Source organism: Methylobacterium sp. Leaf465 (genome assembly GCF_001424705.1).
GTDB lineage: Bacteria > Pseudomonadota > Alphaproteobacteria > Rhizobiales > Beijerinckiaceae > Methylobacterium.
The window spans coordinates 194,131-212,587 of record NZ_LMRA01000007.1; the positions used below are offsets into that span (position 1 = coordinate 194,131).

General features: G+C 72.5%; 21 protein-coding genes. 12 read left to right on the forward strand and 9 right to left on the reverse strand.

All coding sequences use genetic code 11. The features are described from left to right. Positions 1-118 precede the first annotated feature (118 nt). Positions 119-1,087: a DMT family transporter gene (locus tag ASG51_RS07175; RefSeq protein WP_056277251.1), complete on the forward strand. Its 969-nt coding sequence runs from the start codon at positions 119-121 to the stop codon at positions 1,085-1,087. Between the two features lie 123 nt (positions 1,088-1,210). Then, the gene (locus tag ASG51_RS07180; RefSeq protein ID WP_056213328.1) at positions 1,211-1,924 is read left to right on the forward strand and encodes a GntR family transcriptional regulator; all 714 of its coding nucleotides are present in this window, start codon (positions 1,211-1,213) and stop codon (positions 1,922-1,924) included. A 113-nt stretch (positions 1,925-2,037) separates the two neighbouring features. Here the strand turns inward: ASG51_RS07180 and ASG51_RS07185 are convergent, their stop codons facing one another. Then, on the reverse strand, positions 2,038-2,439 hold the full coding sequence (locus ASG51_RS07185) for a nuclear transport factor 2 family protein (RefSeq protein ID WP_056213332.1): 402 nt from the start codon (positions 2,437-2,439) through the stop codon (positions 2,038-2,040). Positions 2,440-2,629: 190 nt separating this feature from the next. Between ASG51_RS07185 and ASG51_RS07190 the strand changes: the two genes are divergently transcribed. The 3 genes from ASG51_RS07190 to ASG51_RS07200 are packed head-to-tail and all read left to right on the forward strand — an operon-like array spanning position 2,630 to position 7,218. Continuing rightward, on the forward strand, positions 2,630-3,862 hold the full coding sequence (locus ASG51_RS07190) for an ABC transporter substrate-binding protein (RefSeq protein ID WP_056379922.1): 1,233 nt from the start codon (positions 2,630-2,632) through the stop codon (positions 3,860-3,862). A gap of 13 nt (positions 3,863-3,875) precedes the next feature. Further along, positions 3,876-4,745, forward strand: a complete 870-nt coding sequence (locus ASG51_RS07195; protein WP_056213336.1) for a branched-chain amino acid ABC transporter permease — start codon at positions 3,876-3,878, stop codon at positions 4,743-4,745. Between the two features lie 4 nt (positions 4,746-4,749). Next, a complete protein-coding gene (locus tag ASG51_RS07200; RefSeq protein ID WP_056379924.1) occupies positions 4,750-7,218 on the forward strand; it encodes a branched-chain amino acid ABC transporter ATP-binding protein/permease in 2,469 nt (822 codons plus the stop codon). A 166-nt stretch (positions 7,219-7,384) separates the two neighbouring features. Here the strand turns inward: ASG51_RS07200 and ASG51_RS07205 are convergent, their stop codons facing one another. Beyond that, positions 7,385-7,762, reverse strand: a complete 378-nt coding sequence (locus ASG51_RS07205) for a response regulator (protein ID WP_347379729.1) — start codon at positions 7,760-7,762, stop codon at positions 7,385-7,387. A 212-nt stretch (positions 7,763-7,974) separates the two neighbouring features. Between ASG51_RS07205 and ASG51_RS07210 the strand changes: the two genes are divergently transcribed. Beyond that, positions 7,975-8,640: a class I SAM-dependent methyltransferase gene (locus tag ASG51_RS07210; protein WP_056379927.1), complete on the forward strand. Its 666-nt coding sequence runs from the start codon at positions 7,975-7,977 to the stop codon at positions 8,638-8,640. A 71-nt stretch (positions 8,641-8,711) separates the two neighbouring features. On the opposite strand, the gene ASG51_RS07215 is transcribed toward ASG51_RS07210, so the two are convergent. The 3 genes from ASG51_RS07215 to ASG51_RS07225 form a co-directional block, all read right to left on the reverse strand. After that, on the reverse strand, positions 8,712-9,083 hold the full coding sequence (locus ASG51_RS07215; protein ID WP_056213344.1) for a DUF6883 domain-containing protein: 372 nt from the start codon (positions 9,081-9,083) through the stop codon (positions 8,712-8,714). Next, positions 9,080-9,259: a hypothetical protein gene (locus ASG51_RS24485; RefSeq protein ID WP_056349548.1), complete on the reverse strand. Its 180-nt coding sequence runs from the start codon at positions 9,257-9,259 to the stop codon at positions 9,080-9,082. The genes ASG51_RS07215 and ASG51_RS24485 overlap by 4 nt, the downstream gene beginning before the upstream one ends. A 211-nt stretch (positions 9,260-9,470) precedes the next feature. Continuing rightward, positions 9,471-10,052, reverse strand: coding sequence for a transcriptional regulator (locus tag ASG51_RS07225; protein ID WP_200941331.1), 582 nt, complete (start codon positions 10,050-10,052; stop codon positions 9,471-9,473). Between the two features lie 112 nt (positions 10,053-10,164). On the opposite strand from ASG51_RS07225, the gene ASG51_RS07230 reads away from it, so the two are divergent. The 4 genes from ASG51_RS07230 to ASG51_RS07245 all read left to right on the forward strand — a co-directional run bounded on the left by ASG51_RS07230 (position 10,165) and on the right by ASG51_RS07245 (position 13,579). Continuing rightward, positions 10,165-11,262, forward strand: coding sequence for a phosphatase PAP2 family protein (locus ASG51_RS07230; RefSeq protein ID WP_244480080.1), 1,098 nt, complete (start codon positions 10,165-10,167; stop codon positions 11,260-11,262). Positions 11,263-11,509: 247 nt separating this feature from the next. After that, positions 11,510-12,988: a protein adenylyltransferase SelO gene (locus ASG51_RS07235; protein WP_056213438.1), complete on the forward strand. Its 1,479-nt coding sequence runs from the start codon at positions 11,510-11,512 to the stop codon at positions 12,986-12,988. A 69-nt stretch (positions 12,989-13,057) separates the two neighbouring features. After that, a complete protein-coding gene (locus tag ASG51_RS07240) occupies positions 13,058-13,240 on the forward strand; it encodes a hypothetical protein (RefSeq protein WP_056379934.1) in 183 nt (60 codons plus the stop codon). A gap of 150 nt (positions 13,241-13,390) precedes the next feature. Next, complete coding sequence (locus tag ASG51_RS07245) at positions 13,391-13,579, forward strand: hypothetical protein (protein WP_056379935.1); 189 nt, start codon at positions 13,391-13,393, stop codon at positions 13,577-13,579. Between the two features lie 10 nt (positions 13,580-13,589). On the opposite strand, the gene ASG51_RS07250 is transcribed toward ASG51_RS07245, so the two are convergent. Beyond that, entirely contained in the window at positions 13,590-14,936 is a 1,347-nt protein-coding gene (locus ASG51_RS07250) for an adenylate/guanylate cyclase domain-containing protein (RefSeq protein WP_082513909.1), read from the reverse strand. Between the two features lie 78 nt (positions 14,937-15,014). Then, complete coding sequence (locus ASG51_RS07255; RefSeq protein ID WP_056213359.1) at positions 15,015-15,500, reverse strand: MmcB family DNA repair protein; 486 nt, start codon at positions 15,498-15,500, stop codon at positions 15,015-15,017. 200 nt (positions 15,501-15,700) lie between these two features. On the opposite strand from ASG51_RS07255, the gene ASG51_RS07260 reads away from it, so the two are divergent. Next, positions 15,701-16,129: a hypothetical protein gene (locus tag ASG51_RS07260; protein ID WP_244480081.1), complete on the forward strand. Its 429-nt coding sequence runs from the start codon at positions 15,701-15,703 to the stop codon at positions 16,127-16,129. 6 nt (positions 16,130-16,135) lie between these two features. Here the strand turns inward: ASG51_RS07260 and ASG51_RS07265 are convergent, their stop codons facing one another. Both ASG51_RS07265 and ASG51_RS07270 read right to left on the reverse strand, forming a co-directional pair. Next, a complete protein-coding gene (locus ASG51_RS07265; RefSeq protein WP_056379937.1) occupies positions 16,136-16,921 on the reverse strand; it encodes a cobalamin-binding protein in 786 nt (261 codons plus the stop codon). A gap of 6 nt (positions 16,922-16,927) precedes the next feature. After that, positions 16,928-17,449: a DedA family protein gene (locus ASG51_RS07270; RefSeq protein ID WP_056379938.1), complete on the reverse strand. Its 522-nt coding sequence runs from the start codon at positions 17,447-17,449 to the stop codon at positions 16,928-16,930. A gap of 151 nt (positions 17,450-17,600) precedes the next feature. Here ASG51_RS07270 and pdxY point away from each other — a divergent pair, with 151 nt between their 5' ends. Next, positions 17,601-18,449 carry a pyridoxal kinase PdxY gene (gene pdxY, locus ASG51_RS07275; protein ID WP_056379941.1) on the forward strand — a complete coding sequence of 283 codons (849 nt, stop codon included), beginning with the start codon at positions 17,601-17,603 and terminating at the stop codon, positions 18,447-18,449. Positions 18,450-18,457: the final 8 nt, after the last annotated feature.

Consider the following 18,457-nt stretch of genomic DNA (forward strand, 5'->3'; position numbering starts at 1 on the left):
GCGGCATCTTTTGCCGATTGTACCGGTCTAACCGGAGAATCGGAACGAACATACCGCCGAGCGGGACATAAACATCCTGGGCCGCGGCCTCGTCCGCGATCTGTCCGCGGACCCCCTCATGGTCAATTCCTTCTCCCCACCCTTGGCCTCGCCACCCTTGGTCTCGCCACCCTTGGTCTCGCCACCCTTGGCGCCGGCCCATCCCCGCATCCGGGTTCCGACGGGGGCCTGGCTCGGCCTGATGGTGCTGCTCTGGGGCCTGAGCTGGCCGGCGATGAAGCTCTGCCTCGACGCCGCGCCGCCCCTCTGGCTCGCGGCCCTGCGCTTTTCCAGCGCCGGGGCGGTCCTGTTCGGGCTCCTCGGCCTCGCCGGCCGCCTGCGCTGGCCGCCCCGGGCCGACTGGCCGGTGCTCGCCAGCGTCGGGCTCCTGCAGATGATGGCCTTCACGGCCCTCGGCCTGATCGCGATGCGCCACACCGATGCGGGCCGGGCGGCGCTGCTGGCCTACACGACGCCGATCTGGGTCCTGCTCGGCGCCGGCTTGGTGCTGCGCGAGCGCCCGTCGCGCCGGCAGGGCGTCGCGATCCTGCTCGGCCTCGTGGGCGTCGCCGTGGTTTGCTCGCCGATGGGCATGGATTGGACCGATCCCGACGTGCTCCTCGGCAACGGCCTGCTGCTCGTCTGCGCCCTCTGCTGGGCCGGGGTCATCCTGCATGTCCGCCGCCACCGCTGGCGCGCGCATCCCCTCGACCTCGCGCCCTGGCAGATGCTGCTGGCGGCGGTCCCGCTCGCCGTCGCCGCCTTCGCGGTGGAGGGGCCGCTCGCCGTCGCGTGGTCGCCACGCCTCGTCGGGCTCCTGGTCTTCATCGGGCCTGTGGCGACGTCGCTCTGCTTCGTGATCTTCGCGACGATCGGCCGGCGCATCGACAGCTTCACCATGGCGAACGCCACCCTCGGGGTTCCGGCGGTGGGTCTCCTGTCCTCCGCCCTGCTGCTGGGCGAGCGCCTCGGCCCTGCCCTGCTCGTCGGCCTCGGCTGTCTCGCCGCCGCCCTGGTCACAGCGGCGCAGGATGCGCGCCGCGCCTGACCCGGACCGGTCGAGTCCATCCCGGACCCTCGCCCGCGCGGCCCCTCGGCCGGAGGCAGGGGCCGGATCTGGTCCCACTCGTGCTTCCGGAGCCGCGACGGGCACGGGATGGATCGACGCGACATGCAGGACGACGAGACGCGGGTGGAGAGCCGAGACCGGGTGGGCTCGATCTGCCGCTCCCTGCGCCGGGCGATCGTCGAGCGGGCGATCATGCCCGGCGACCGCCTGCCCGAAGATGCGCTGGGCGAGCGCTTCGGCGTCAGCCGTACCATCGCCCGCCAGGCCCTCGGGCAACTGGCGGGGGAGGGGCTGGTGGAACTGCGGCGCAACCGCATCGCCGTGGTGGCGACTCCGAGCTGGGCGGAGGCGCGCGACACCTTCGACGTGCGCATCAGCCTGGAGCGCCTCGTGGTCGCGCGCCTCGCCGGGCAGCTGACGCCCGCGCAGCAGGCGGCGCTCCACGCGCACATCGCCCGGGAGGAGGCGGCGCAGGGCGGGGCCGACGGCGCCTCGATCCGCCTCGCCACCGAGTTCCACCTGCTGCTCGCCCAGATGACCGGCAGCCCGGTGCTGGAGCGCTACGTGGCCGAGCTCGGCTACCGCTGCGCCCTGGTGCTCTCGCTCTACAGCCGGCCGCATTCCGCCGAATGCGGGGTCGCTGAGCACCGCGCCCTCGCCGCCGCCCTGATCGCGGGCGACCCCGCGCGGGCCGTGGCGCTGATGGACCACCACCTCGACGCGGTGGCCGAGCGGGCGCGCATCGTCGCCGCCCCGCCGCGCGAGCGCGACCTCGGCCGCCTGCTCGCCCCCTATATCGAGCCCGTGGGCGGCTGAGCGCCCCTCGCGTCGAATCCGTCTGATCCCTTCGGCCTGGCGGAACGGGGCTTCGCGCGAGCGCCGCGCCGGCTCGGCGATCCGGGCGCCGCTTCGCTCGCGCGCAGCCTGCTTCAGGTGTTCAGGTCGTGCCGGCTGAGGAGGCGCTCGGCGCTGTCGTTCCAGACCTCCATGGTCACGATCAGGCCGTCCCGCACCGTGAAGCGGTCGACGTAGCGGTTGCCCTCGAACGGCGTCCCGTCCGGCCATGCGCCGTAGAGGGTCCCGAGGCTGTAGACCGTGGTGACGCCGTCCCCCGGCACCACATCGAGGCGCTCCATCCGCTTCTTCACCCAGGCGTAGCGCCCGGCATTGAAGGCCGTGACCTCGCGGGGATGCCCGAAGGTGCGCCCGCCCGTGAACACGATGGTGATGCCCGGCGCCATGTAGGTCGCCGCCCGCTCGGGGTCGGGCACCATCGAGGCTTCGAGATAGGCGGTGACGTTGGCCGCGTCGCGGGCGGTGGTGTCGGTCATGGTCGGGCCTCCGGGGACACGCCCCTCCCTGCCGCAAACGCCGCCAAAGTGCATGCAACAAGTGTATGCACTTTGGCGCATCCGCAGGCACTGAGCGGGGTCTGGCGAGAATCCCCTTGCAAATTCAAGGCCGAAGCGGCTGGCATGGGGGTTGCGGGGTGGGGCAAGACGCAGCCGCCGGAGAGACCCCATGCCCCGCCGACCCCTGTCCAGCCGACCCCTGTCCGGCCGATCGACGCCCCTGACCCGCCGCCTCGCCCTGGGGGCCTGCGGCGCTCTGGGCGCCTGCCTCGTCCTCGGGCTCTCCGCCGCCGGCGCGGCCCGGGCCGCGGAGCCGATCCGGATCGGCCTCGTCACGGCGCTGAGCGGGCAGTCGGCGAAATCCGGCGAGGCGATCTCCCGCGGCATCGGGCTCGCCATCGACGAGGTCAACGCCCGCGGCGGCGTGCTCGGGCGGCCCCTGGAGCTGGTGGCGCGGGACGACGAGGCCAACCCGTCGAAGGGCGTGCTCGCCGCCCGCGAGCTGATCCAGCGGGTCGGCGTGGTGGCGCTGGTCGGCGGCCTCGACACGCCGGTCTCGATGGCGCTGGTGCCCATCGCCAACCAGATGAAGGTGCCCTTCCTCGGGCCCTGGGCCGCCGGCACCGGGATCACCCGCAACGGGGCGGCCGACAACTACGCCTTCCGGGTCTCGGCCGTGGACGCCCTGGTGGACGAGGCCCTGGTCGCCTACGCGGTGAAGACCCATCGCGCGAAGAAGCCCGGGATGATCCTGGTCAACAACGCCTGGGGCGAGTCGAACCAGCAGGGCTTGACCGCGGCGCTGAAGGCCGCCGACCTGCCGGCCGCCGGCATCGAGAAGTACGAGGCCGCCGACCTCGACATGGTGCCCCAGCTCACCCGCCTGCGGGAGGCCGGCGCCGACACCCTGTTCCTCGTCGGCAATGTCGGGCCCTCGGCCCAGGTGGTGAAGTCCCTCGACCGGATGGGCTGGAGCGTGCCGGTGGTCTCGCACTGGGGCCCGGCCGGCGGGCGTTTCGACGAGCTCGCCGGGCCGAGCGCGGCAAGAGTCCACTTCATCCAGACCTTCACCTTCGCGGGCAACACCAGCCCGAAGGCCCTCGCGGTCCTCGACGCCCTCAAGGCGAAGTATCCGGCGATCAAGACGATGGCCGACGTCACCCCGGCGGTGGGCATCGCCAACGCCTACGACGCCACCCACCTGCTCGCCCTGGCGATCCAGGCCGCCGGCTCGACCAAGGGACCGGAGGTGCGGGACGGCTTCTACAAGGTCGCGACCTATCCGGGCCTGATCAAGACCTACGACAAGCCCTTCGCGCCGGGCCAGCACGACGCCCTTGGGCCGCAGGACTACGTCTTCACCCGCTTCCAGAACGGCGAGATCGTCGCCGTTACCAATTGAAGGGACGGGGCCGATGCTCACGGGAACGCTCATCACCGGCCTCGGCCTCGGCAGCATGTACGGGCTCGTGGCGCTCGGCTTCCACGTCACCTACGCGGTCTCGGGCACGGTGAACTTCGCGCAGGGCAGCGCCGTCACCCTCGGGGCGGTGCTGGGCTACACCCTGGCGGTGACGCTGGGCTGGCCGATGCCGGCGGCGATCCTCGGGGCGCTCCTGGGCTGCGCGCTCCTCGGGGTCACGGTGGAGCGGCTGCTGGTGCGGCCCTTCGTCGAGAAGGGCTCGGACGCCTGGCTCCTCGCCACGGTCGCGGGCGGCATCGTCCTCGACAACGCGATGCTGTTCACCTTCGGCAAGGAGCCGCGCAGCCTGCCCTCGTCCCTGGCGGTGACGCCGGTGGAGATCCTCGGCACCGGCCTCTACCCGCTCCAGCTCCTCATCCCGGTGGTCGGCCTCTCGGTGGCGGTGGCGATCCGGACCCTGTTCCGGCGCACCGACCTCGGCCGGGTGCTCCTGGCGGTGGCGCAGAACGCCGACGCGGCGCGGCTGATGGGCATCGACGTCCGGCGCACGGTGGCCTGCGCCTTCGCGCTCTCGGCGCTGCTGGCCGGGGCCGCCGGCCTCCTCATCGCGCCGCTGTTCTCGGTCTCGGCCGAGATGGGGGCGCTGTTCGGGATCAAGGCCTTCGCGGTGGCGATCCTGGGCGGCATCGGCTCGGCCACCGGCGTGGTGCTGGCGGGCCTGCTCTACGGCCTCGTCGAGGCCGGCGTCACCGCGACCCTCGGCTCCACCTACACCCAGCTCGTGGTCTTCTCGGTGATCATCCTGGCCCTGGCGCTGCGCCCCGACGGGCTCCTCGGCCGCGCCGCCATCAACAAGGTCTGAGCCGATGCACCGCCTGCGCGCCCCCGCCGCGATGCCCCTCACGATCCTGGCCCTGACCCTGGCGGGGCTGGCCCTGGTGGGGCTGACCGGCGGCTACAGCCACTTCGTCATCGCCCTGGTGGCCCTGACCACGGTCGCCGGAACGGGGCTCAACGTCCTCCTCGGGCTGACCGGGCTGATCTCCTTCGGCCATGCCGGCTTCTACGCCATCGGCGCCTATGCCAGCGCGATCCTCACCGGGGCCGGGCTGAGCTTCTGGCTCGCGCTGCCGGCGGCCGGCCTGCTCTCGGGCCTGGTCGGAGCGGGGCTCGCGGTGCCGGCCATGCGGGTGAAGGGCCCCTACCTCGCCATGGTCACCATCGCGTTCGGCTTCATCATCGAGCACGCCCTGATCGAGGGCGGGGCGCTCACCGGCGGCCAGAACGGCCTCGTGGTCACCGCCGGGCCGAGCCTGTTCGGCACCCCCTTCGCCGAGCGCGAGCTGGCCCTCCTCGCCGTGCTGGGCGCGGGCCTCGCCCTCTACGGCTTCCATCGCCTCGCCCGCAGCCGCCTCGGCCGGGCGATGCGGGCGGTGCGCGACGCCGATGTGGCGGCCGCCTCCCTGGGCTTCGACCCGGTGCGGGTGAAGACGCTCGCCTTCGCGATCTCGGCGGCGCTGACGGGCCTCGCCGGGGCGGTGCTGCCGCCCCTGATGCTGTTCATCGCCCCGAGCTCGTTCCCGTTCTCGCAGTCGATCCTGTTCGTGCTCTCCGTGGTGGTCGGCGGGGCCGGCACCGTGCTCGGGCCGCTCTTCGGCGCCCTCGTCACCGTGCTCCTGCCCGAGACCCTGGCGGGGCTCGCCGAGTACCGGCTGCTGTTCTTCGGCCTCGCCACCCTGGTGGTGCTCTGGCTGGTGCCCGCGGGGATCGTCGGCAGCGCGGCCCGGCTGCTGCCGCGGCCCCGCACCGGCGCCCGGCCGCCGGCGCTGGATTTCGCCCGGCTCATCGGGCAGCGCGGGGGCGAGCCCCTGGTGGTCGAGGGCATCGGCATCCGCTTCGGCGGCATCCGCGCGGCCGAGGGCGTCTCGGTCCGGGCCGAGGCCGGGGCGGTGACGAGCCTGATCGGCCCCAACGGCGCCGGCAAGACCACGGTGCTCAACATGATCTCGGGCTTCTACCGGCCGCAGGCCGGGGCGATCCGCTTAGGGGACCGGGACCTCGCCGGGGCCCCGGCCCACGCCATCGCCCGGGCCGGCATCGCCCGCACCTACCAGACCACGCGCCTGTTCGGCTCGCTCGGCGTCCTCGACAACGTCGCCCTGGCCTTCGAGCCGGGCCGCCTCTGGCGCCCCTCCGGCAAGGGCGACCGCGTTGCCGCCGCGTCCCTGCTGGACTTCGTGGGCTACGCGGGCGACCTCGACCGGCCCGCCGGGGAGCTGCCCCATGTGGACCGCCGCCTGGTGGAGATCGCCCGGGCGCTCGCCGGCCGGCCGCGCATCCTCCTCCTCGACGAGCCCGCCGCCGGCCTGACCCGGGCCGACACCGACGCCCTGGGCGGTCTCCTGCGCCGGATCGCCGGGCAGGGCATCGCCGTGGTGCTGGTCGAGCACGACATGCCCCTGGTGATGGGCGTCTCCGACGCGATCCTGGTCATGGATGCCGGGCGTCCGATCGCCCACGGGACGCCGGCCGCGATCCGGCACGACCCGGCGGTGATCCGCGCCTATCTGGGCGGGGCCGACACGCCGGCCCGGCCCCGCGCCGTCGCCTGGAAGCCGCCGGCCGACGCGGTGCTCTCCACCCAGGGCCTCACCGCCGGCTACGGCGCCGCCCCGGTCCTCGACCGCGTCGCCCTCGAGGTCCGCCCCGGCGAGACCGTGGCGCTGCTCGGCGCCAACGGCGCCGGCAAGTCGACGACCCTGCGGGCCCTCGCCGGCCTGCTCCGGCCGGTCTCCGGCGGGATCGTGCTGGAGGACCGGGCCATCGCGCAGCTGCCCGCCCACACCATCGCCCGCCTCGGCCTCGCCCTGGTGCCGGAGGGCCGGCAGGTGTTTCCCGAATTGACCGTGATCGAGAACATCCGCCTCGGGGCCCATGGCCGCAAGGCGCCCATCGACCCGGCCGAGATCGAGGCGCTGCTCACCCGCTTTCCCCGCCTGCGCGACCGGGCGACGAGCCGGGCGGGCCTGCTCTCGGGGGGCGAGCAGCAGATGCTGGCGATCGCCCGCGGGATGATGGCGCAGCCGCGCATCCTGCTCCTCGACGAGCCCTCCCTCGGCCTGGCCCCGGCGATGATCAACGCCCTCTACGCCGTGGTGGCGGACCTGCGCGACCAGGGCGTCACCATCCTGATCGTCGACCAGATGGCGGCCCTGGCCCTGACGGTGGCCGATCGCGGCTACGTGCTGGAGCAGGGCCGCGTCGTCACCGCCGGCACCGCCGCCGAACTCAGTGCCGATGCCGGCCTGGAGGCCGCCTATCTCGGCGCCGCCTGACAGGGCGGCCGGTCCGACCGGTGGCCGCGGCCAGCGCGCCCCGGGGCGGTGGTGACGGGGCCGGCGACGCGCGCCGACGCCGGAGGCCGCGCCCCGTCGGGCCGGGCTCCATTCCGTTCGAAGAAGCGAGGGCCGGCGTCCGATCCCAAGGGGAAATTCGAAGCTTCTAGCGCTTGCGTGCTTTCAGAGGCTCGGGTTTCTGACCGTCCGGCAGGATCATGTCGAGGTGGTCGTGAACGATCTGAGCGCTGAAGGGCTTGCCCAGGAAGACAGCCCCCTCGGGAAGATCCCCCACCCCCGGTTTGACGCCGCCGGATGCAACGACGATCGAGATGTCGGGCCAGCGCCTCGCGGTCGTTCGTGCCAACTCGAAGCCATCGGGGCCGCCCGGCATCTCCACATCGGTGAACAGCAGCACGATCAGGTCTGCGTGGTCCTCAAGCAGCTTGATCGCTTCAACGCCATTTGCTGCCGACAGGGCGTGGAAGCCGGCATCCTCCAAGATCGTTTCCGCATCCATCCGAACGAGGAAATCGTCGTCCACGACGAGGGCATACGGCGCGTTCGGGGGGTGAGGCATGTCCATCAAGCCGAGGGGACGGACAAAAGTTCAGATTGGCGGGAGCATGGGTCTGGATCGCCACGGCTGGCGCGCCTGATGGATCGGGGTTCGGAGGGGGAGCCAAGAGGGTCGAAGCGTCCGCAAGCCACCTGACGCGGACGTTCGCCAGCTCGTCGCGCGTGATACGATCCGGCATGGATGCTTTCTCAGATCCGCAGGCCGTTGCCCGCTACGCCGAAAACCCGCCGCGCATGGTGCCCGGCTATGCCGACATGCAACGTATGGCGAGGCTTCTCCTCGCGGAACGCGCCCCGGACAAGGCACAGGTGCTCGTTCTCGGCGCGGGCGGCGGCCTCGAACTCAAGGTGTTCGCCGAGGGGCAGCCCGGGTGGACGTTCGTCGGCGTCGATCCGTCTGCCGCAATGCTCGACCTTGCCCGGAAAACCCTGGGCCACCTCTCCGACCGTGCGCATCTTCATGAGGGGCTGATCGATGGCGCGCCGGAGGGGCCGTTCGACGCTGCCGCCTGCATCCTGACCCTGCACTTCATCGAGCGTCAGGAGCGGTCACGCACCCTCCGGGAAATTCGGCGTCGTCTAAAGCCCGGTGCACCCTTCGTCGCCGCGCACTTCAGCATTCCGCAGGATGAACGCGACCTCTGGCTTTCACGGTATGCCGCTTTCGCGACGGCCTCCGGCATCGAACGCTCATACGCCGAGCGTGCAAAGACCGGGATCGTAGAACGCTTGCCGATCCTTTCGCCCGAGGAGGACGAGACGCTGTTGCGCGAGGCTGGGTTTCGCGGAGTCCGCCTCTTCTACGCCGGGTTTGCCTTCCGGGGCTGGGTCGCCTGGGCCTGACGCCAAAGAGCCGCAAACCACCCCCGGTGGTCGTTCACACGGTCGAACGGATCGGCGCCCGATCCTCCGGATCAGGGGCTCGGCGCCGACCGGTTACGGTCGGGAAACGCCGCCCCGAAGCGGCCCGTTTCGCCCTCGGCCTCCGCGATCACCAGCCAGACCGAGCGGATCCAAGGCCTGCGGCCCGAGGGTGTCCCCAGGGGACCGACGCAGGTCAGCATGTCAGCTCCGTATTCGGAGGGCTGGCGGGCGACGAGGGCAGCGCCCTGGGCTTCGGCAAAGAGGGCGTCCGCGAACGCCAAGGACTCGGTCGGCGCGAAGCCGAACCCGCGGAAGAAGCGTGCTTTCGGCCCGCCATGCGGGTGGGTCACGTCCAGCAGATCATTGCAGATCTTGCGGGTATCGATGCCGAGCCGGTGCGGGACGACCGCGTTCCCGCTCACCGCTCCGCTGGGACGGCGAGCGTCGGGAGCGCGGCCGGGACCGCCGCAAGGGCCTCGGCGGGCTCGGCGAACGCGACCGGATAGCCGCGGCCTCCCGGCTGGACCGCGACGATCGTCCCCTCGGTCCCTGCTTCGATCCGCGCGCCCGACTCGGCGTTCACCGCACCGATCAGCACGACGCGGTCCAGGTCTCGCAGGCCTGGCTGGTCGTTCCTCGGCAGGAACTGCGTTTCGATCGACAGGCAGGAGAGGATACGCTGCCCGCCGAATGGGACACCTGGCACCGATCCGCGACGGCCGCGGGCGGGTGACGAAACCTCGCCGGCCTCACCGGACGCAGGGTTCGGGCGCTGGGCAAAGGCTCGCCCCATCTCCACCCGAGACCGCTCACTCCACCCCGCCTCCGCCCTCCTCGCGGAGCAGCGCCGCGGCGCGGCTTCGGGCGCGGGCCCAGCGCCGGCACTCGCGCCGGGCATCCGACAGGGCGCGATGCTCCGCCGCCGGATCGTCGCGCGCCTCCAGGCGCAGGGTCGCCAGGAGCTTGCCCGCCAGGGCGTCGCGCGCGGTCGGCGCCACGCCGCCCGCCGCGAGCACGTCCAGGACGACGCGGCGCTGCGCCTCCGCCGTGGCCTTCAGCCGGAGGGCGTGGCGCGGCAGGCCGGCGGCGCGCAGGAGCCGGCTCAGCCAGTGCCCGTCCCAGGAGGGCGCCGAGGCGTAGAGCGCCACGTCGCGCAGGGCCGTGAGCATGTGCAGCGCCACCCAGTCGTGGGCGACGCCCTCCCGCACCAGGCGTTCCCGGGCGAGCCCGTGCACCGCCTCGGCCTCGGGCGCCCAGTCGGTCCAGCCCGGGGCCGGGCGGATGAGGAAGCTCTCCGACTTACCGTCGGGAAACACCCACGCGACCTCGATCGGGTAGCTGGTCTTCGCGAGGGAGGACGCCTCGAAATCCAGGAAGGCGATGCGGCTCAACGGGGGACCATCGGGGCTGGGAACCGGAACGGGATGGGGAAAAGGAACGCCGCCGGGCAACAAACCGGCGCAAAGCCGAGTTCCGGCTGCGACGAACCACGAAGGATGCCGGGTGAGCGACGCAACTCCGATTTCGATGCCCGCGCGCGGGACGCGCCGCGGACTCGCCGAGGCCGCCTCCCTCGCAAGATCCCCCCTTTCAGGATCCCCCCTTTCAGGATCCGCCCTCGCCAAACCCATCGCCCGCATCGGCCGGGTCTCGGCCGCCCTGGCCGCGCCGCATCCGGCGCTCTGGGGCCTCGCCCTGGCGGTCGCCCTCCTCGATGCGGTGTGGCTGCGCCGGACCGGGGTCGCCCTGGCGCCGTTCGGCTTCGGCGTGGCGGCGGGCCTCGTGGCGGCGCTCCTCGCCCTCGCGGTCCTGTTCGGCCCGATCCTGTCCGAGCCCAAGCTGCGGGCGATGGCCCTGGCGAGCGCCGGCCTCATCGCCGTGACCGTGCCGATCGCGGTGCTGCACTACCTCACCGCCACCTGGGCCCTGCCGCTGGCCGATGCGCGGCTGGCCCGGGCGGAGGCGGCGCTCGGCCTCGACTGGCCCGCCTACTACGCTGCCCTGCAGGCGCAGCCGCGCCTCGCCTGGTGGCTGGCGCTCGCCTACCACACCAGCGGGCCGCAGGTCGGGCTCACGGTGATCGCGCTCAGCGCCACCCTCCGGGTCGGCCGGCTCTGGGCCTATGTGCGGATGTTCGCCGTGCTGCTCCTCACGGTCGTGCTCATCGCCGCCCTGGTGCCGGCGGCCGGCCCCTTTGTGCAGTACGGTCTCGCCACCGTGCCGGACGGCTCCATCGAGACCCTGGGCGCCCTCTGGCACCTCGACGCCCTGGAGCACCTGCGCGCCGGGACCCTGCGCACCCTGGCCCTGGAGGACATCCGCGGCCTCGTGACCTTTCCGTCCTTCCACGTCTGCCTTGCGGTGCTGACCGCCTGGGCGCTGGCGCCGATCCCGGTCCTCGGCCCCCTGGCGATCGCCCTCAACGCCGTCATCGTGGTGGCGACCCTCGGGGCCGGTGGGCACTACCTGCCCGACCTGCTGGCCGGCTTCGTGCTCTCGATCACGGTCATCGGCGGACGCGCGATCCTGCGCGGACGCCGCACCCGCGCGCCGGGCCTCCTGTCCGAACCCGCCCCGCACGGGTCGCGTTGTCCGGGGTGAACGCGCGCGGCCGGCCCCCTCGGCCCCCTCGGCGCCCCCGCGCCGTCCGCCATTACCCGAGCCGGGGCCAGGGCCGATACGCCCATCGCCGGGGCCGTCGCCTCCGGACAGGACGGCCCCGCGCGCGACGTTCGGGATCGCCATGATGTGCCTTGGCCTCTTCCCTTGGGATTTGCCTTGGCGCATGCGGCGCCCCACCTCGTGGGCAGCACCGCGCGCCGCGCCGCACACGGGACCCATGCCCTCGATGACAGCCGCCATTCCCTTCGCCAACACCTATGCCCGCCTGCCGGAGCACTTCTTCGCTGCGGTGAACCCCACCCCCGTGGCGGCGCCCCGCCTGATCCGGATCAACCGAGAACTCGCCGCGGACCTCGGGATCGAGGCCGCCTGGCTCGAGAGCCCGGAGGGCGTCGCGGTGCTGGCTGGCAACCGGGTGCCGGAGGGCGCCGAGCCCCTGGCCATGGCCTATGCCGGCCACCAGTTCGGCAACCGCGTGCCCCAGCTCGGCGACGGCCGGGCGATCCTGCTCGGCGAGGTCGTCGGGCGCGACGGGGTCCGGCGCGACATTCAGCTCAAGGGCTCGGGCCCGACGCCGTTCTCCCGGCGGGGCGACGGTCGCGCCGCCCTCGGGCCGGTGCTGCGCGAGTACGTGGTCAGCGAGGCCATGACGGCTCTGGGCATCCCCAGCACCCGCGCCCTGGCGGCGGTGCTCACGGGCGATTCCGTGAGGCGCGAGACGGTCCTGCCCGGCGGCGTCCTGACCCGGGTCGCCACCAGCCACATCCGCGTCGGCACCTTCCAGTACTTCGCCATGCGGGGCGACGTCGACGGCGTGCGGGCGCTGGCCGACCACGTCATCGGCCGGCACTATCCGGAGCTGGCGGAAGACGCCAACCCCTACGGCGCCCTGCTGACCCGGGTGGTGGAGCGCCAGGCCGACCTCGTCGCGCGCTGGCTCCTCGTCGGCTTCATCCACGGGGTGATGAACACCGACAACTGCGCCGTCTCCGGCGAGACCATCGATTTCGGACCCTGTGCCTTCCTCGACGCCTACGACCCCTCCGCCGTGTTCAGCGCCATCGACGAGAATGGCCGCTACGCCTACGGCAACCAGCCGGGTATCCTGCACTGGAACCTGACCCGGTTCGCCGAGGCGCTGCTGCCCCTGCTGGCGCCCGAGACCGAGGACGGCATCGCCGTGGCGCAGGACCGCCTCGCCGCCTTCGGCCCCCGGTTCGAGGCGGCCTATTACGGCGGCCTGCGGGCCAAGCTCGGCCTCACCACGGACCGGGACGAGGACCGCGAGCTCGGCCGCACCCTGCTGGAGGCGATGCAGGCCGGGCGCGCCGACTTCACCCTGACCTTCCGGCGCCTCGGCGCGGCGGCCCTCGGCCCCGAGGGCGACGGTCCGGTGCGCGACCTCTTCGACGACTCCACCGTATACGAGGCCTGGGCGACCCGCTGGCGCGCGCGTCTCGCCGCCGAGCCGGGGGACCCGGCCGCGCGCCGGGCGGCGATGGACCGGGTCAACCCGGCCTTCATCCCGCGCAACCATCGGGTCGAGGCGGTGATCGAGGCGGCGGTCGCGCGCGACGACTTCGCGCCGTTCCACGAGCTCGTGGCGGTGCTGGCCCGCCCCTACGACGACCAGCCCGCCTTCGCGGCCTATGCCGCGCCGCCGCAGCCGCACGAGCGCGTGCTCCAGACCTTCTGCGGCACCTGAACCGAACCGGCTCCGCGCGGGCGGTGTTCTCCGACGGAACGAACCCCGCCCACGACGGAGACGCGCCGGATGCCGAAAGACCCCTTCGCCGAAGCCGGCACCGATCCGTCGGGCGGTCTTGCCACCGGCCCGCGGGACACCGTCACCGGGCAGGTCATGGACGCGCCCGGAGACCCTCTGGATCGGCCCGGCACCGAGGCCGCGGAGGCGGGCGCCAGCGACACCACGCCACCGCCCCTACGCGCGGTGTAAAGACCGACCGGGCGGACAAGGCCGAGGGCTGAGCGGGCTCGGGCGACGCACCGGATCTTCCCCGGTTCGGAGGGAACACGGATAGCCTTGCGCTATTTCTGGTATATTGTATTTCGTAATCGCTCGTCAGCGCATGCCAGGAGTGTTCCGATGACCCAGACAGTGAAGCCGGACCGTCCGATCTGGCCCTCCGTCCCGGACGACCGTCCGCCGCCCCGGACCACCCGACCGGAGACCCCGGCCCCCGAGATCGATCCGGCTCTCCTCGAGCGGCCCAAGGCCGACGAGGCGGCCCGCCAGCGTGTCGGGTTCGAGGGGTTCGGCTCGTTCTCGGGCTGACCGTCTTGGCTCACGCGACGGAGGCGAACGGATGCTCCGGCGCCGCGGCATCCGCCGCGGTGTCCTCGGCCCAGCCCACCGCGAACAGCAGCATGTCGCGGGTGTCTCGGCACTCCGACGGGGGCATGCCGGAGAGCCGGAGCGATGTCCGGGTAGCCGGCTCGAGGAGGCGGATCACCTCGTCCGAGGCCGCCAGGGTCAGGTCGGCGGCCTTGGCCCGGGCCTCGATCCTGGCGAGTCGGTTCATCGCCGTGCCCAGCACCGTGAACTCGGCCCGGTGCCCGTCGTCGAAGACCCCCACCAGCACCTCGCCGGCATGCAGCGCCATGGTGATGCGCAGCTCCGGCCGCTCTTCCCGGCGGCGATCCTCGTTCAGCGCCGCGAGACGCGCGACGATGGTCCGGGCGCATGCCAGCACTGCCTCGGCCTGGGCCTGCGGACGCCCGACGATGAACTGCGCCAGGACGCCGTCGCCGACATATTTATCGACGATGCCGCCGTGCTCGCTTACCGCCACGTGGGTCAGGGCGCGGACGTCGAGCAGGGCGCGCACCACCTCCTCCTGGGTCTGGTCGCGCGAGAAGGCCGAGAAGCCGCGCAGGTCGAGGCCGAACAGGCAGGCGTGACGGGACTGAACCGCACCGACGCCGCCGCCGCTCTGGGCAAGCTCTCCCGCCACCCGGCGCGGCACGAAGCGCGCGAGACTCGTCCGCTCCTGCTCCATCCGCAAAGCCGTCGTCACTGCCATCTGCAGGCGGCGCACCCCATCGATCACCACGAGGCTCGCGGCGAGGAAGGTGAGCAGGCCGGGCACCTCCTCTTCCAGGGTCACGTGCGGACCGAGAAGGGCGCTCTCGGGCGCAAGATAGGCGAGGAGGATGGTGCCGCCCCAGGCGAGACTCACCAGACCCGAGAACACGACGGTGTGCCAGACCCGCATGCTGAGTCCGGTCTGGAGCAGGAGCAGGAAGGCCGGCAGGCGGCTCACCGCGGTGGCCGTCTCCTCTGTTTCCACCGCACCGAGCAGGATGTGCTCGACGATGAGGAACAGGGCCACGCCGGCGTTCAGCAGGGTCGCTGTCCAGGCCAGCCACTCCATGCCGGGCTCCGCCCCGCCGTCCCGCTGCGAGGCGCGCCAATCGGCGATCCCGAGGCCGAGGGAGAAGATCGCGTAGACCCCGAGGCCGATCCAGTGATGGGTGGAATGGGCCGAGCCGTCGTAGCCCTGGGCGGTGGCCACGAGCACCAGGACGATGACGAGGTAGAGCAGCAGGGACCGACGGCCCGAGGCGGCCTGGAGCCGTCGCAGGATGGCGGGATCGCCGTCGTGTGGACGGCGACGGGAGGGCAGGCGCATGCAGTTGGCAATCGATGAGTGGCGCGTGGTTCCTTACCACGTCGGGCCGCCCGTGCATCGGCGGCGATTCGCCGTGCCTCAGAGGGCGCCTTCGCGGATGGCGCCGGGATCGGCCAGAGCGTGCAGCAGGCGCGCGGCGCTATGGGCGAAGCGCAGGGTCACGGCCTTGCGCCGGGGACCGCTGAGGGAATGGTCCGCCGGGTCGCGCAGGATCGCGGCGCCGAAGGCATCGGCGACGATGAGGCCGGCGTCCTCCGGGGTCAGGGTGGTGGAGAGCGTCTCGGGGATCGCGAAATAGAAGCGGTCGCAGTAGTCCCGATAATCCGGCCATTTCCGGTCGGCCCGGAAGTCGGCGACGCTGGACTTGATCTCCACGATCGTCAGGCGCCCGGCCGGGCAGAGGGCGATGACGTCGGCGCGGCGGCCGTTCGCCAGGGAGAATTCCGGAATGGTGACGTGACCGAGCTCGGCGAACAGACGCCGGACGCCGCGCTGGACCTGGAGCGCGGTGGCCGACTGACGCCGGTCGGGCGGAAGGATCACGGACGCGAGGGCTGCTGACATACGGCTCTGATGCTTCGGAACGACGTCCCGAATCGGGACTGGTCCCAGGAAATCAGCCGCCGCGCGGCTTGTCACCTGCGACCCCGTTGCGCCGGTCGGGCTGGAGCACGGGCCCGGACCATGGCACCCCTCGCGGTGGATCGGGTGCGGAGGAGGCAGGTCTGCCGAAGAACGAAGACCGGGACGCCGAGACGGCGCGGGTGGCGCGCGAACTCGATCGCCTCGAGGCGCTGGCCGCCCGGCGACGCCTGCGGGTGGGCTTGCTGAGAGCGGCGCGCGGTACCCTGGGCGCCGGCGCGACCCTGGCGACGCTCATCAAGCTGAAGCTGGCGGGCTCCCTGGCGCTCAAGCTCGGCATCGCCGTGCTGGTCGGGCTGGGGCTGGCCTGGCCCGTCGTCGTCCTGGCGGTGGTGGTGCTGATCGGCTTCGTGCTCGCCCTGGTGAGCCTGTTCGACGGAGGGGCCGCCGATTGTCCCGACACCGCCTGCGGCGACGGCTGCGAGCGCCGGGAGAAGCGGGCGGCCCGTCTGCGCCACCTCATCGCCCGGCGCCAAGCCTGGCTCGCAGCCCCGTCGGGACCGGCTCCCAGCGCGCGCCGGCGCGAGGCCGATCCGCTGTCGGCCGCGTGAAACCGCTCAGCCTACGTCCCGGAGGGCGGCGCGGATCGCGTCGAAACCGTCCGTGAGGGCGGCAGGGCCCGGCTGGAGGATCAGCGGCGACTTGATCTCGTGGATGCGCCCGGCGGCCACCGCCGGAATCGCGTCCCATCCCGGGCGGGCGCGGATGTGCGCGCGGTTCACACGCTTGCCGCACCATGAGGCGAGGATCACGTCGGGCCGGGCCGCGATCACCGCCTCCGGGCTCACGATTCGGTCCCGGGCCGCAGCCTGCCGGCTGAGTTCGGGGAAGACGTCGTCGCCGCCCGCCGCCGCGATGAGGTCCGAGACCCATCCGATGCCGGAGATCATCGGGGCATCCCATTCTTCGAAATAGACGCGCGGACGCCGCCGGCCGACGCTTCCCGCGGCGGCGGCGGCGATGCGGTCTGCCAACCGCGCCGCAAGGGTCTCGGCCTCTGCCGACACGCCGGTCAGGGCGCCCACGGTGCGGATCATCGCCAGGCAGCCGGCCAGGTCGCGCTGGTTGAAGAGGTGCACGGCGATGCCGGCCCGGGCAAGGTCGGCGACGATCTCGGCCTGCAGATCGGAGAAGGCCAGGACGAGATCGGGAGCGAGGGCCAGGATCTTGGGCAGGTCGGCGCTGGTGAAGGCCGAGACCCGAGGCTTCTCCCGCCGGACCCGGGCCGGCCGGACCGCGTAGCCCGAGACCCCGACGATGCGGTCTTCCTGGCCGAGGAGGTAGAGCGTCTCGACGGTCTCCTCCGTCAGACAGACGATGCGCTCGGGCGGGAACCGGCGCACGGCGCCTCAGCCCTTCAGGTAGCCGAGGAGGCCGGCCCCCGGCGCCAGCATGAGGAAGGCCCAGGCCAGGGCCGAGGTGACGTTGGCGATCTGGAACGGCAGGCGCTTCACACCGAATACCCCTGCGACCAGGGGCACCACGGCCCGCGCCGGCCCAATGAACCGCCCGATCAGAATGCCGCCGGCTCCCCATTTGCGGCAGAACTCCTCGCCGCGGGCGACGATGGCGGGATAGCGCCGCATCGGCCACATCTGCTTGGCGCCGTCCTTGTAATAGTGCCCGAACTCGTAGGAGACCCAGTCGCCGAGAGCGGCCCCGAGCGCACCGGCGAGCATCACCGGCCAGAACGGGATACCGACCGAGCCCATCAGCGCTCCGATGCCGAGGAGCAGGAAGGTGGCGGGCACCAGCAGCGAGAGAAAGGCCAGGGACTCGCAGAACGCGAGCACGCCGACGATCAGCGGCGTCCAGCCCTGGTTCGCCTCCACGAAGGCGAGGGTGCTGGTGCGGATTGAATCGAAGTCCATGGGGCTCGCTTGAGGTTCGGCGCCTTCCTGTGACCGAGGGCGCGGATCGGGGCAAGCGCGTGGGGCGCCGGCAGGGGTGCGTTGGGAAGGAAAACCGGGTTAAGGGCTGGCGCCACAACTCCTCGGCCGCGGGATTTCGGGAGATTCCGGCATGAACATCCTCTCGATCCAGTCCCACGTTGCCTTCGGCCACGTGGGCAACGCCTCGGCGGTGTTTCCGATGCAACGCCTCGGCGTCGAGGTTTGGCCGATCCATACGGTGCAGTTCTCCAACCACACCGGCTACGGCGCCTGGCGCGGCCGGGTGTTCGATGGCCCGGCGATCGAGGACCTCGTCGCCGGCATTGCCGAGCGGGGCGTGCTCGGGACCTGCGACGGAGTCCTCTCGGGCTACATGGGTTCGGCCGATATCGGGACCGCCATCGTGCGGGCCGTGGCCTCGGTGCGGGCGCTGAACCCGCAGGCCCTCTACGCCTGCGACCCCGTGATGGGCGACACCGACCGCGGCATCTACGTACGGCCCGGCATCCCCGAATTCATGCGCGAGCAGGCGGTGCCCGCGGCCGACATCGTCACCCCGAACCAGTTCGAGCTGAACCACCTCTCGGGCCTGCTGACCGGCACCCTCGCGGAGGCCAAGCGCGCGGTGGCCTCGGTTCAGGCGCTGGGACCCCGCGTTGTCCTCGTCACCTCGCTGGTCACCGACGATACGCCGGACGACGCCATCGACCTTCTGGCGGGGGAGGGCGGCCATTTCTGGCGCCTGCGCACGCCGCGCCTTCACCTCGACGTGAATGGCGCGGGCGACGCCATCGCGGCTCTGTTCCTAGTGCACTACGCCCGGACGTGCTCGGCCGCGCTGGCCCTGGGTATGGCCGGCGGCTCGGTCTACGGTCTCCTGCGCCGCACGGCCGAGGCGGGCTCACGCGAGATCCTCACGGTGGCGGCGCAGGACGAGTTCGTCACGCCGAGCGAGACGTTTCCGGTGCACACCGTCTAAGGTTGATT

Excerpts from the sequence above, each read along its gene's own strand:
- ASG51_RS07195 (WP_056213336.1), top strand. The coding sequence starts at position 3,876 with ATGCTCACGGGAACGCTCATCACCGGCCTCGGCCTCGGCAGCATGTAC.
- ASG51_RS07245 (WP_056379935.1), top strand. The coding sequence starts at position 13,391 with ATGACCCAGACAGTGAAGCCGGACCGTCCGATCTGGCCCTCCGTCCCG.
- ASG51_RS07200 (WP_056379924.1), top strand. The coding sequence starts at position 4,750 with ATGCACCGCCTGCGCGCCCCCGCCGCGATGCCCCTCACGATCCTGGCC.
- ASG51_RS07235 (WP_056213438.1), top strand. The coding sequence starts at position 11,510 with ATGACAGCCGCCATTCCCTTCGCCAACACCTATGCCCGCCTGCCGGAG.
- ASG51_RS07255 (WP_056213359.1), bottom strand. The coding sequence starts at position 15,500 with ATGTCAGCAGCCCTCGCGTCCGTGATCCTTCCGCCCGACCGGCGTCAG.
- ASG51_RS07190 (WP_056379922.1), top strand. The coding sequence starts at position 2,630 with ATGCCCCGCCGACCCCTGTCCAGCCGACCCCTGTCCGGCCGATCGACG.
- ASG51_RS07210 (WP_056379927.1), top strand. The coding sequence starts at position 7,975 with ATGGATGCTTTCTCAGATCCGCAGGCCGTTGCCCGCTACGCCGAAAAC.
- ASG51_RS07180 (WP_056213328.1), top strand. The coding sequence starts at position 1,211 with ATGCAGGACGACGAGACGCGGGTGGAGAGCCGAGACCGGGTGGGCTCG.
- pdxY (WP_056379941.1), top strand. The coding sequence starts at position 17,601 with ATGAACATCCTCTCGATCCAGTCCCACGTTGCCTTCGGCCACGTGGGC.
- ASG51_RS07250 (WP_082513909.1), bottom strand. The coding sequence starts at position 14,936 with ATGCGCCTGCCCTCCCGTCGCCGTCCACACGACGGCGATCCCGCCATC.
- ASG51_RS07185 (WP_056213332.1), bottom strand. The coding sequence starts at position 2,439 with ATGACCGACACCACCGCCCGCGACGCGGCCAACGTCACCGCCTATCTC.
- ASG51_RS07270 (WP_056379938.1), bottom strand. The coding sequence starts at position 17,449 with ATGGACTTCGATTCAATCCGCACCAGCACCCTCGCCTTCGTGGAGGCG.
- ASG51_RS07240 (WP_056379934.1), top strand. The coding sequence starts at position 13,058 with ATGCCGAAAGACCCCTTCGCCGAAGCCGGCACCGATCCGTCGGGCGGT.
- ASG51_RS07175 (WP_056277251.1), top strand. The coding sequence starts at position 119 with ATGGTCAATTCCTTCTCCCCACCCTTGGCCTCGCCACCCTTGGTCTCG.